Source organism: Pseudomonas sp. PH1b (genome assembly GCF_000633395.1).
GTDB lineage: Bacteria > Pseudomonadota > Gammaproteobacteria > Pseudomonadales > Pseudomonadaceae > Aquipseudomonas.
Window position 1 is genome coordinate 160785 of sequence record NZ_AYMU01000010.1, and the last position, 11871, is coordinate 172655.

The 11871-nt window shown below is 60.0% G+C and carries 15 protein-coding genes; 14 read left to right on the top strand and 1 reads right to left on the bottom strand.

Annotated elements, in window-relative coordinates:
- Window positions 1-6 precede the first annotated feature (6 nt).
- Both secF and U873_RS0117930 read left to right on the top strand, forming a co-directional pair.
- The gene (secF, locus tag U873_RS0117925; protein WP_025129547.1) at window positions 7-921 is read left to right on the top strand and encodes a protein translocase subunit SecF; all 915 of its coding nucleotides are present in this window, start codon (window positions 7-9) and stop codon (window positions 919-921) included.
- Between the two features lie 121 nt (window positions 922-1042).
- Complete coding sequence (locus U873_RS0117930) at window positions 1043-1597, top strand: glycine zipper 2TM domain-containing protein (RefSeq protein ID WP_025129548.1); 555 nt, start codon at window positions 1043-1045, stop codon at window positions 1595-1597.
- Between the two features lie 135 nt (window positions 1598-1732).
- Here U873_RS0117930 and suhB read toward each other — a convergent pair whose 3' ends face one another.
- On the bottom strand, window positions 1733-2548 hold the full coding sequence (suhB, locus tag U873_RS0117935) for an inositol-phosphate phosphatase (RefSeq protein WP_007929514.1): 816 nt from the start codon (window positions 2546-2548) through the stop codon (window positions 1733-1735).
- A 246-nt stretch (window positions 2549-2794) separates the two neighbouring features.
- On the opposite strand from suhB, the gene trmJ reads away from it, so the two are divergent.
- The 12 genes from trmJ to rlmN all read left to right on the top strand — a co-directional run bounded on the left by trmJ (window position 2795) and on the right by rlmN (window position 11868).
- Complete coding sequence (gene trmJ / locus U873_RS0117940) at window positions 2795-3568, top strand: tRNA (cytosine(32)/uridine(32)-2'-O)-methyltransferase TrmJ (protein ID WP_025129549.1); 774 nt, start codon at window positions 2795-2797, stop codon at window positions 3566-3568.
- The gene (gene cysE / locus U873_RS0117945; protein WP_025129550.1) at window positions 3568-4344 is read left to right on the top strand and encodes a serine O-acetyltransferase; all 777 of its coding nucleotides are present in this window, start codon (window positions 3568-3570) and stop codon (window positions 4342-4344) included. Before trmJ ends, cysE begins: the two co-directional genes overlap by 1 nt.
- A 219-nt stretch (window positions 4345-4563) precedes the next feature.
- Window positions 4564-5055 carry a Fe-S cluster assembly transcriptional regulator IscR gene (gene iscR, locus U873_RS0117950; RefSeq protein ID WP_011063217.1) on the top strand — a complete coding sequence of 164 codons (492 nt, stop codon included), beginning with the start codon at window positions 4564-4566 and terminating at the stop codon, window positions 5053-5055.
- Window positions 5056-5105: 50 nt separating this feature from the next.
- Window positions 5106-6320, top strand: coding sequence for an IscS subfamily cysteine desulfurase (locus U873_RS0117955; protein WP_025129551.1), 1215 nt, complete (start codon window positions 5106-5108; stop codon window positions 6318-6320).
- 94 nt (window positions 6321-6414) lie between these two features.
- Complete coding sequence (gene iscU / locus U873_RS0117960; protein ID WP_007929523.1) at window positions 6415-6801, top strand: Fe-S cluster assembly scaffold IscU; 387 nt, start codon at window positions 6415-6417, stop codon at window positions 6799-6801.
- Window positions 6802-6843: 42 nt separating this feature from the next.
- The gene (iscA, locus tag U873_RS0117965; RefSeq protein ID WP_020298469.1) at window positions 6844-7167 is read left to right on the top strand and encodes an iron-sulfur cluster assembly protein IscA; all 324 of its coding nucleotides are present in this window, start codon (window positions 6844-6846) and stop codon (window positions 7165-7167) included.
- An 8-nt stretch (window positions 7168-7175) separates the two neighbouring features.
- Complete coding sequence (gene hscB, locus U873_RS0117970) at window positions 7176-7697, top strand: co-chaperone HscB (RefSeq protein WP_025129552.1); 522 nt, start codon at window positions 7176-7178, stop codon at window positions 7695-7697.
- 51 nt (window positions 7698-7748) lie between these two features.
- Window positions 7749-9611, top strand: coding sequence for a Fe-S protein assembly chaperone HscA (gene hscA, locus U873_RS0117975; RefSeq protein WP_025129553.1), 1863 nt, complete (start codon window positions 7749-7751; stop codon window positions 9609-9611).
- Window positions 9612-9614: 3 nt separating this feature from the next.
- Entirely contained in the window at window positions 9615-9956 is a 342-nt protein-coding gene (fdx, locus tag U873_RS0117980; protein WP_025129554.1) for an ISC system 2Fe-2S type ferredoxin, read from the top strand.
- 15 nt (window positions 9957-9971) lie between these two features.
- On the top strand, window positions 9972-10172 hold the full coding sequence (gene iscX, locus U873_RS0117985; RefSeq protein ID WP_025129555.1) for a Fe-S cluster assembly protein IscX: 201 nt from the start codon (window positions 9972-9974) through the stop codon (window positions 10170-10172).
- A 94-nt stretch (window positions 10173-10266) separates the two neighbouring features.
- Window positions 10267-10692 (top strand): nucleoside-diphosphate kinase, encoded by a 426-nt coding sequence (ndk, locus tag U873_RS0117990; protein WP_025129556.1) that lies wholly within the window; start codon window positions 10267-10269, stop codon window positions 10690-10692.
- A 27-nt stretch (window positions 10693-10719) separates the two neighbouring features.
- Window positions 10720-11868: a 23S rRNA (adenine(2503)-C(2))-methyltransferase RlmN gene (gene rlmN, locus U873_RS0117995; protein ID WP_025129557.1), complete on the top strand. Its 1149-nt coding sequence runs from the start codon at window positions 10720-10722 to the stop codon at window positions 11866-11868.
- Window positions 11869-11871 lie beyond the last annotated feature (3 nt).

Genomic DNA, 11871 nt, shown 5'->3' on the forward strand with positions numbered 1-11871 from the left:
GCTGCCATGTTACGTACTATTAACTTCATGGGCGTGCGCAACGTTGCGTTCGGCGTCACTGTGCTCCTTACCGTCCTGGCGTTGTTCAGCTGGTTCCATAAGGGCTTGAACTATGGTCTGGACTTTACCGGCGGTACGCTCATCGAGCTGACCTACGAGCGTCCGGCGGATGTGATGAAGGTGCGTTCGCAACTGAACGACGCCGGTTATCACGAAGCCATCGTGCAGAGCTTCGGTGCAACCACCGACCTGCTGGTGCGGATGCCGGGCGAAGACCCGCAGCTGGGCCATCAGGTGGCGGCTGCGTTGCAGAAGGTCGGCGGCGACAACCCGGCGCAGGTCAAGCGCGTCGAGTTCGTCGGCCCGCAAGTGGGTGAAGAGCTGCGCGACCAGGGCGGCCTCGGCATGCTCATGGCCCTGGGCGGCATCCTCATCTACCTGGCGTTCCGCTTCCAGTGGAAGTTCGCAGTCGGTGCGATTGTCTCGCTGATCCACGACGTGATCGTGACCGTGGGTATCCTGTCGTTCTTCCAGATCACCTTCGACCTGACGGTGCTGGCGGCGGTACTGGCGATCATCGGCTACTCGCTCAACGACACCATCGTGGTATTCGACCGGGTGCGTGAGAACTTCCGTGTGCTGCGCAAGGCCAGCCTGATCGAGAACATCAACATCTCGACTACCCAGACCCTGCTGCGGACCATGGCGACCTCGATTTCCACCTTGCTGGCGATCATTGCGCTGCTGTTCTTTGGTGGCGACAACCTGTGGGGGTTCTCTATCGCCTTGTTCGTCGGTGTTCTGGCGGGTACCTACTCGTCGATCTACATCGCCAACGTGGTGCTGATCTGGCTGAACCTGAACAGTGAAGACCTGATTCCTCCGGCCAATACCGAGAAGGAAGTGGACGACCGTCCTTGAGGATCTGATCTCTTCCGGCTGTCAGTAAAAAAGGCGCGAGTGTTGAACTCGCGCCTTTTTTTTTGCTCCAAGGCTGGGAGAAGCGCGGGCTTTGACCCGCATGTATGGTCAGGAGGTTCACGTGAACAAGTCGTTGCTGGTTGGTGCGGTATTGGGTGCTGTCGGTGTCACCGCCGGGGGTGCTGTTGCCACCTACAGCCTGGTTAAAAGCGGCCCTGAGTATGCGCAAGTGCTGGCTGTGCAGCCGGTGAAACAACAGATCAAGACGCCGCGGGAAGTCTGCAAGGATGTCGCCGTGACCCGCCAGCGTCCGGTCAAGGATGAGCATCAGATCCTGGGGACCGTGGCCGGTGCGGTGGGCGGCGGTCTGCTGGGCAGCATGATCGGTAATGGCAATGGCAAGAAGATTGCCACTGTGGCCGGCGCTGTAGGTGGCGGTTATGCGGGTAACAAGGTGCAGGAAGGCATGCAGGAGCGTGATACCTACACCACGACCCAGACTCGCTGTAACACGGTCAATGACATCAGCGACAAGATCGTGGGTTACGACGTGAAGTACGACCTGGGTGGCAAGCAGGGCCAGGTGCGCATGGATCGCGATCCGGGCAATCAGATTCCGGTGGATAAAGAGGGTCGCCTGATCCTCGGTCAGAACCAGAACCAGCCGGGTCAATAAGCCCGATGTGCATGAAAAGCCGCCCCTCAGGGCGGCTTTTTTGCTGGGGACAGCCTTTTTTGAGGTTGCTCAGAGACGGGGCAATCCCCAGGCATAAAAAAAGCACCCGTGGGGTGCTTTTTTTGTCGCTGCTGCTTAGCGCTTCAGCGAGGCCGGCAGGTGCGGCTGGATGGCGGTCAGTACCGCCTTGAAGCATTTGGTGTTGCCGGCTACCACGTGGCCTTTTTCCAGGAAGTCGTGACCGCCGGTGAAGTCGCTCACCAGGCCGCCGGCTTCTTGGATCAGCAGGGCGCCTGCGGCCATGTCCCATTCGGACAGGCCCGACTCCCAGAATGCATCGAAACGACCGGCGGCCACGTAGGCTAGGTCCAGGCTGGCAGCGCCGGCGCGGCGGATGCCGGCGGTCTGGCCGACCAGGGCGCGGAACATGCCCAGGTAGTTGTCGAGGTTGTCCATCTGGTCGTCACGGAACGGGAAGCCGGTGCCCAGCAGGGCGCCGTCCAGGCTGGTGCGACCGCTGACGCGCAGGCGACGACCGTTCAGCTGGGCGCCTCGGCCACGGCTGGCGGTGAATTCTTCCTGGCGCACTGGGTCCAGGACCACGGCGTGCTCCAGGCGGCCACGGTATTTGCAGGCGATGCTCACGGCAAAGTGCGGGATGCCACGCAGGAAGTTGGTGGTGCCATCCAGTGGGTCGATGATCCACAGGTAGTCTTCGCCTTCGCCGCTGCCTGCGTGCAGGCCGGTTTCTTCACCGAGAATGCCGTGGGTCGGGTAGGCCTTGCGCAGCGCGTCGATGATCTTCTGCTCGGCAGCGCGATCAACTTCGGATACGTAGTCTTTGGCGTCTTTTTCGTCGACCTTGATGGTATCCAGGCGCTCGATGGAGCGGAAAATCAATTCACTGGCGCTGCGGGCGGCGCGCAGCGCGATATTCAGCATTGGCTGCATGGATAGGTCACCTAAGGTTGTTAAAGAAAGCCGAGCATTCTAGCAGAAAACTTTTGCAGATGAAGGACGGCGTTCGCTTTGATTGCATCGATCCGCTGTGCGGCGCTCCTTGAGCGGCAGTGTTTGTAAGGGTGCTGGAGCGCCTCTATATAAAGTGCCGAAATCCTCTGGCGGTTATTTTTAAGGCGTGAGCGGTGTCCGTTCTGTAAGATTTGCTCCCCTTTCCTGTGTCCGAGAGCGCCTCCCTTGCTGCAGAACATTCGTGTCGTCCTGGTCAATACCAGTCATCCGGGCAATATCGGCGGGGCTGCGCGTGCCATGAAGAACATGGGCTTGTCGCGGCTGGTGCTGGTGGAGCCGCGGGTGTTCCCCTCCCATGAGGCGGATGCGCGGGCTTCCGGTGCTACCGATATCCTGGAAAGCGCCCAGGTCGTGGCCATGCTGGAAGAGGCGTTGGCAGGCTGTACCCTGGTGTTCGGCACCAGTGCCCGCGATCGACGGATTCCCTGGCCACTGCTCGATCCCCGTGAGTCGGGGTTGAAAGTGGTGGAGGAGGCCGGGCAGGGCGCGCAGATCGCCCTGGTGTTCGGTCGTGAAGATTCCGGCCTGACCAATGATGAGCTGCAGCGATGTCATTTCCATGTGCATATCCCCTCGGACCCGGAGTTCAGCTCGCTGAACCTGGCGACGGCGGTGCAGGTGTTGACCTATGAGGTGCGCATGTCCTGGCTGGCAGCCCAGGGTCGGCCGAGCAAGGTAGAGAAGGACGAAGTGGCTTCGCCACGCAGCGAAGAGCTGGCCACCATGGATGAGCTGGAGCGGTTCTACGAGCATCTGCAGCAGACCCTGGTGGCCATCGACTTCCTCGATCCCGAAAAGCCGCGGCACTTGATGGCGCGCTTGCGTCGGTTGTACGGTCGCAGCTCGGTCAGCCGGGCGGAAATGAATATATTGCGTGGCATCCTCACGGAAACCCAGAAAGCGGCCCGTGGGGAGCTGCAGAAGCGGAAGGATCAATGATGTTCGAGCGTCTGCGTGAAGATATCCAAAGCGTTTTCCATCGTGACCCGGCGGCGCGCAATGCCTTCGAGGTGCTGACCTGCTACCCGGGCATGCATGCGATCTGGATTCATCGTCTGTCCGGTGCCCTGTGGGGCATGGGTTGGAAGTGGCTGGCGCGCCTGGTGTCGAACTTCGGGCGCTGGTTGACCGGGATCGAGATTCATCCTGGGGCCAAGGTGGGGCGTCGTTTCTTTATTGATCACGGCATGGGCATCGTCATTGGCGAGACTGCCGAGATCGGTGATGACGTCACCCTCTACCAGGGGGTGACCCTGGGCGGTACCAGTTGGAACAAGGGCAAGCGCCATCCGACCCTGGAGGATGGTGTGGTGGTGGGGGCTGGCGCCAAGGTGCTGGGGCCCTTCACGGTGGGGGCGGGGGCCAAGGTTGGCTCCAATGCCGTGGTGACCAAGGCGGTGCCGGCCGGCGCCACGGTGGTCGGGATTCCGGGGCGGATCATCATGAAGTCCAACGACGAGCAGGAAGCCAAGCGCAAGGCGATGGCGGAAAAGCTCGGTTTCGATGCCTACGGCGTCAGCGAGGACATGCCGGATCCGGTCGCCCGGGCCATTGGCCAGCTACTGGATCATTTGCAGGCGGTCGATGGTCGTCTTGAAGATATGTGTGGCGCGCTGAAGGATCTGGGCAGCGATTACTGTGCCAAGGATCTGCCTGTACTGCGCGAAGAGGACTTTGCCGAGGTCAAGGGCAAGGGCGACAGTCAGGTCGGTTGATATCCGGCAGCCGGCTCCTTGGTAGGGGAGGCGGCTTGCTGGAGCAAGCTGTCCGTAGGTCAGTTATTGCCATCCGCTGTGCCATTACGTCGCAGACTTTGCTATGATTCGCGCGCTCTTTTGCGGGTAAACCCGACTAAAGTAGTTGGTCTTATAGTTGACTCGATTACTCGGGTATTGCATACTCGCCTCCATTCCGAAACTCCGTGGTACTTGTCCATGCGACTGACTACTAAAGGCCGATACGCGGTGACCGCCATGCTCGATCTGGCGTTGCACGCACAACATGGCCCGGTCTCCCTGGCCGATATCTCTGAGCGCCAAGGCATTTCCCTGTCTTATCTCGAGCAGCTTTTCGCCAAGCTGCGCCGCAGCAATCTGGTGTCCAGCGTGCGGGGGCCTGGTGGTGGCTATCAGCTTTCCCGCGACATGCAGGGGATCCAGGTAGCCCAGGTGATCGATGCGGTGAACGAATCGGTCGACGCCACCAAATGCCAGGGGCTGGGTGACTGTCACGCCGGCGATACCTGTCTGACCCATCACCTGTGGTGCGACTTGAGCCTGCAGATCCACGAATTTCTAAGCGGTATCAGCTTGGCTGACCTTGTGACTCGCCGTGAGGTGCAAGAAGTAGCCCAGCGTCAGGACCAGCGCCGTTGTAATGGCAAGGCGCCGCGCCTGGACAAGATTGAAGCGTCCGCCGTCGAATGACAGCCAAAGAGCTAGCGGCACGCCAGCCAGCCTGATTTAGGAGAGAGTCCATGAAATTGCCGATTTACCTTGATTACTCAGCGACCACACCGGTCGATCCGCGTGTTGCGCAAAAGATGAGTGAATGCCTGCTGGTCGACGGAAACTTCGGTAACCCGGCGTCCCGCTCCCACGTGTTTGGCTGGAAGGCCGAAGAGTCGGTGGAAAACGCCCGTCGCCAAGTGGCTGACCTGGTCAACGCCGACCCGCGTGAAATCGTCTGGACCTCAGGTGCTACCGAGTCCGACAACCTGGCCATCAAGGGTGTCGCGCATTTCTACCACACCAAGGGCAAGCACCTGATCACCTCGAAGATCGAGCACAAGGCTGTCCTGGACACCATGCGCCAACTCGAGCGTGAAGGCTTCGAAGTGACCTACATCGAGCCCGGTGAAGACGGCCTGATCACCCCGGCCATGGTGGAAGCTGCCCTGCGTGACGACACCATCCTGGTGTCGATCATGCACGTGAACAACGAAATCGGTACCGTCAACGATATCGCCGCCATCGGCGAGCTGACTCGCTCCAAGGGCATCCTGTTCCACGTCGACGGCGCTCAGTCCACCGGTAAGGTCGAAATCGACCTGCAGGCCCTGAAAGTCGACCTGATGTCCTTCTCTGCCCACAAGACCTACGGCCCTAAAGGCATTGGCGCGCTGTACGTCAGCCGCAAGCCTCGTGTGCGCCTGGAAGCCACCATGCACGGTGGCGGCCATGAACGCGGCATGCGTTCCGGCACCCTGGCCACTCACCAGATTGTCGGCATGGGCGAAGCCTTCCGCGTCGCCAAGGAAGACATGGTCGCCGAAAATGCACGCATCAAGGCCCTGAGCGATCGCTTCTACAAGCAGGTCGAGCACCTGGAAGAGCTGTACATCAACGGCAGCATGACCGCCCGTGTACCGCACAACCTGAACCTGAGCTTCAACTACGTTGAAGGCGAGTCGCTGATCATGGCCCTCAAGGACCTGGCGGTGTCTTCCGGTTCGGCCTGTACTTCGGCTTCGCTTGAGCCTTCGTACGTCCTGCGTGCCCTGGGTCGCAACGATGAGTTGGCCCACAGCTCGATCCGCTTCACCTTTGGTCGCTTCACCACCGAAGAAGAAATCGATTACGCGGCGCAGAAAGTTTGCGAAGCCGTCACCAAGCTGCGCGCTCTGTCGCCGCTGTGGGACATGTACAAAGACGGTGTCGATATCTCGAAAATCGAGTGGGCGGCGCACTGAATATAAGTCGCCGCACAGGGTTCTGTAGAGCGTACCGATAACGGCGATTTGCAGAACCCCAGAGCGACTCTCTGATGAGTGAGGATTAAGAATCATGGCTTACAGCGAAAAGGTCATCGACCACTACGAGAACCCGCGCAACGTCGGCAAGATGAACGCGGAAGACCCTGATGTCGGCACCGGCATGGTCGGCGCTCCGGCGTGCGGCGACGTCATGCGCCTGCAGATCAAGGTCAACGAGCAGGGCATCATCGAAGACGCCAAGTTCAAGACCTATGGTTGCGGTTCGGCAATCGCCTCCAGCTCCCTCGCCACCGAGTGGATGAAGGGCAAGACCCTGGACGAGGCCGAAACCATCAAGAACACCCAGCTGGCTGAAGAGCTGGCCCTGCCTCCAGTGAAGATCCACTGCTCGGTACTCGCCGAAGACGCCATCAAGGCCGCCGTTCGCGACTACAAGCAGAAGAAAGGCCTGATCTGATCGATCGGCTTTCACAGATTTGGCGACAAGTAAGGAGTCACGATGGCTATCAGCATGACAGAAGCGGCTGCTCAACACGTGCGACGCTCCCTCAACGGGCGCGGCAAGGGTGATGGGATTCGTCTGGGTGTTCGCACCACAGGCTGTTCCGGCCTTGCCTATGTGCTGGAGTTCGTCGACGAGGTCGGCGAGGACGATCAGGTGTTCGAGAGTCACGGCGAGAAAGTGATCATCGACCCGAAAAGCCTGACCTATCTGGACGGCACCGAGCTTGATTTCGTCAAGGAAGGGTTGAACGAAGGCTTCAAGTTCAACAACCCCAACGTGCGCGGTGAATGTGGCTGCGGCGAAAGCTTCAACATCTGAGGCTTCTTGTGGGTACTCCTTGTCATTTCGCTTTATTTGAGCTGCAACCGAGCTTCCGCCTGGATCTCGAGCAGTTGGCCGCGCGCTACCGTGAGTTGGCGCGTGGGGTTCATCCAGACCGTTTTGCCGATGCTTCCGAGCGCGAGCAGCGTCTGGCCCTGGAGCAGTCGGCGAGCCTCAACGAGGCTTACCAGACCCTCAAGAGCCCGCCCAAACGCGCCCGTTACCTGTTGGCTTTGAAAGGTGGCGAGTTGCCCCTGGAAGTCACGGTGCATGATCCGGAGTTTCTTCTGCAGCAGATGCAATGGCGCGAAGAGCTCGAAGACCTGCAGGACAGCGCCGACCTGGCTGGAGTGGCGGCCTTCAAGCGCCGGCTCAAGGTAGCCCAGGATGAACTGAACGAAAGCTTCGCAGCCTGTTGGGATGATGCAGCGCAACGTGAGCAGGCCGAGCGCCTGATGCGACGCATGCAGTTCCTCGACAAGCTCACCTACGAAGTGCGCCAGTTAGAAGAGCGCCTCGACGATTAACCCAGTGCCGCTCCGGTCGCACGCCTGATATACAGATAAGTCCAGATAAGCATGGCCCTACTGCAGATCGCCGAACCCGGCCAAAGTCCTCAACCGCACCAGCGTCGCCTGGCTGTGGGGATCGACTTGGGCACTACCAATTCGCTGGTCGCTGCCTTGCGCAGTGGTCTTTCCGAACCTTTGGCCGACGCGCAGGGTCAGGTGATTCTGCCGTCTGCCGTGCGCTATCACGCCGATCACGTCGAGGTCGGCGAATCTGCCCGCCTGGCGGCCCCTACCGACCCTCTGAATACCGTGCTCTCGGTCAAGCGCCTGATGGGGCGTGGCCTGTCCGACGTCAAGCAGTTGGGTGAGCAGCTCCCCTACCGCTTTGTCGATGGCGAGTCGCACATGCCGTTCATCGAGACGATCCAGGGACCAAAAAGCCCGGTGGAAGTCTCTGCCGAAGTGCTCAAGGTGCTGCGTCAGCGGGCCGAGGCGACCCTGGGTGGCGAGCTGGTCGGCGCGGTGATCACTGTTCCGGCCTATTTTGATGATGCACAGCGTCAAGCTACCAAGGATGCGGCCAAGCTGGCTGGCCTCAATGTGCTGCGCCTGCTCAACGAGCCGACCGCGGCCGCCGTGGCCTATGGTCTGGATCAGCACGCCGAAGGCGTGGTGGCGATCTATGACCTGGGTGGCGGTACGTTCGATATTTCCATTCTGCGCCTGACCGGTGGCGTGTTCGAAGTGCTGGCCACCGGCGGCGACACTGCGCTGGGTGGCGACGATTTCGACCATGCGATCGCCAACTGGATCATTGAGGGCGCGGGCTTGTCTGCCGACCTGGATCCGGGCGCTCAGCGCAATCTGCTGCAAACCGCCTGTGCGGCCAAGGAAGCCCTGACCAACCTCGATTCGGTGGAAGTGGTGTACGGCAGTTGGCGCGCAGCGCTGACCCGCGCAACCTTCGATGCGCTGATCGAACCCATGGTGGCCCGTAGCCTCAAGGCTTGCCGTCGCGCCGTGCGTGATTCCAATGTCGAGCTCGACGAAGTGCGGGCCGTGGTCATGGTCGGTGGTTCGACCCGGGTTCCGCGGGTGCGCGAAGCCGTTGCCGAGATGTTCGGTCGCCAGCCGCTGACTGAAATCGATCCGGATCAAGTGGTGGCCATTGGGGCTGCGATCCAGGCCGATACCCTGGCCGGCAACAAGCGCGAAGGCGGCGAGTTGCTGCTGCTGGACGTGATTCCGCTGTCCCTGGGGCTGGAAACCATGGGGGGCCTGATGGAGAAGGTGATCCCGCGCAACACCACGATCCCGGTGGCCCGTGCCCAGGATTTCACCACCTACAAAGATGGCCAGTCGGCCATGATGATTCATGTGCTGCAGGGTGAGCGCGAACTGATCAGTGACTGTCGCTCCCTGGCGCGCTTCGAATTGCGTGGCATTCCGCCGATGGTGGCCGGTGCGGCGAAGATTCGTGTGACCTTCCAGGTCGATGCCGATGGCCTGCTCAGCGTTTCCGCGCGGGAGCTGGGCTCGGGAGTCGAGGCCAGTATCCAGGTCAAGCCGTCCTACGGCCTGACTGATGGCGAGATCGCCAAGATGCTCAAGGACTCCTTCCAGTATGCCGGCGACGACAAGGTGGCTCGCGTGCTGCGTGAGCAGCAGGTCGACGCCCAGCGTCTGATCGAGGCGGTTCAGGGTGCCCTGGACGCTGACGGTGACCGTCTGCTGGATGCCGAGGAGCGCATGGTCATCGAGCTGCAGATGCAGGAACTGAGTGAATTGATGCGTGGCACCGATGGTTATGCCATCGAGCAGCAGACCAAGCGTCTGTCGCAAGTGACCGACGCCTTTGCTGCCCGCCGCCTGGATTCAACGGTGAAAGCCGCGTTGGCGGGGCGCAACCTGAATGAAATCGAGGAATAACTGATGCCGCAGATCATTTTTCTGCCACATGCCGTGTTTTGTCCGGACGGCTTGGTTGTAGAGGTCGAGCCCGGCGTTTCGGTACTCGACGTCGCCCATGACAACCACATCGAGATCGAGAGTGCCTGTGGTGGCGTCTGCGCCTGTACCACCTGCCACTGCATCATCCGTGAAGGCTTCGACTCGCTGAACGAGGCTGACGAGCTGGAAGAAGACTTGCTGGACAAGGCCTGGGGTTTGGAAGCGCAATCGCGCCTGTCGTGCCAGGCGATCGTCGGTGATGAAGATTTGACCGTCGAGATTCCCAAATACTCGCTCAACCATGCAGCCGAAGCGCCGCACTGATTTCAAGGAACTGGCATGAGCCTCAAGTGGGTTGATGTACTGGAAATCGCGATCCAGCTGGCTGATTCCAAGCCGGATGTGGATCCGCGTTATGTGAACTTTGTCGATCTGCACCAATGGGTTCTGGCGCTGCCGGAGTTCAGCGACGATCCGGCTCGCGGAGGCGAGAAGGTTCTTGAAGCAATTCAGGCTGCCTGGATCGACGAAACTGACTGAATCCGCGGGCTACGCAGTTAGGCAATCCCTATAAACCCGCGTATAATTCGCGGGTTTAATTTTTCGCTTTAATCACCGTTTCTGGAGTTACACCATGGCTGTTCAACGCACTTTCTCCATCATCAAGCCTGACGCTGTTGCAAAAAACGTTATCGGCAAGATCGTTTCCCGTTTCGAAGAAGCCGGCCTGCGCGTTGTAGCTTCGAAAATGAAGCAACTGTCCAAGGCTGAAGCTGAAGGCTTCTACGCTGAGCACAGCGAGCGTGGCTTCTTCGGCGAACTGGTTGCCTTCATGACTTCGGGTCCTGTTGTTGTTCAGGTTCTGGAAGGCGAAAACGCCATCGCTCGCAACCGTGAGCTGATGGGCGCTACCAACCCTAAAGAAGCTGCTGCTGGCACCATCCGTGCTGATTTCGCCGAGTCCATCGACGCCAACGCCGTTCACGGTTCGGACTCCGAAGCTGCCGCTGCTCGCGAAATCGCTTACTTCTTCGCCGCAACTGAAGTAACCGCTCGCTGAGTAAGGCTTGCGAGTGAGGGGTGAATCATGACTGCATCGATCGGCAAAACTAACCTGTTGGGTCTGACTCAACCGGAAATGGAGAAATTCTTCGACTCAATCGGGGAGAAGCGTTTCCGTGCCGGTCAGGTAATGAAATGGATTCACCACTTTGGCGTCGATGATTTCGACGCCATGACGAATGTCGGCAAGGCCTTGCGCGAGAAGCTCAAGGCTGTTGCCGAGATTCGTGGTCCGGAAGTGGTCAGCGAGGACATCTCCAGCGATGGCACCCGTAAGTGGGTGGTGCGCGTGGCGTCCGGCAGCTGCGTCGAGACCGTTTACATCCCCCAGGGCAAACGCGGCACTCTGTGCGTTTCGTCCCAGGCAGGCTGTGCCCTGGACTGCAGTTTCTGCTCCACCGGCAAGCAAGGCTTCAATAGCAACCTCACCGCCGCCGAAGTCATCGGCCAGGTGTGGATTGCCAACAAATCCTTTGGCAGCGTCCCGGCGACCGTCGACCGTGCCATCACCAACGTGGTGATGATGGGCATGGGTGAGCCGCTGCTGAACTTCGACAACGTCATCGCGGCCATGCACCTGATGATGGACGACCTGGGCTACGGCATCTCCAAGCGCCGAGTGACCCTGTCGACCTCCGGCGTGGTGCCGATGATCGATGAGCTGGCCAAGCACATCGACGTCTCCCTGGCGTTGTCCCTGCACGCACCCAACGATGCGCTGCGCAACCAGCTGGTACCGATCAACAAGAAGTACCCGTTGAAGATGCTGCTCGAGTCCTGCCAGCGCTACATGTCCTCCCTGGGCGAAAAGCGTGTGCTGACCATCGAGTACACCTTGCTCAAGGACATCAACGACAAGCTGGAACATGCGGTCGAAATGATCGAGTTGCTCAAGGACATTCCTTGCAAGATCAACCTGATCCCCTTCAACCCGTTCCCGCATTCCGGATACGAGCGCCCGAGCAACAACGCCATCCGACGTTTCCAGGACCAACTGCATCACGCCGGTTTCAATGTCACCGTGCGCACCACTCGCGGTGAAGACATCGATGCCGCTTGTGGTCAGTTGGTAGGGCAGGTGCTGGACCGCACCCGTCGCAGCGAACGCTATATCGCGGTGCGCGAGTTGAGCGCCGACGCCGATATGCCGCAAAGCGCCGCGACCCGTACCTGAGAG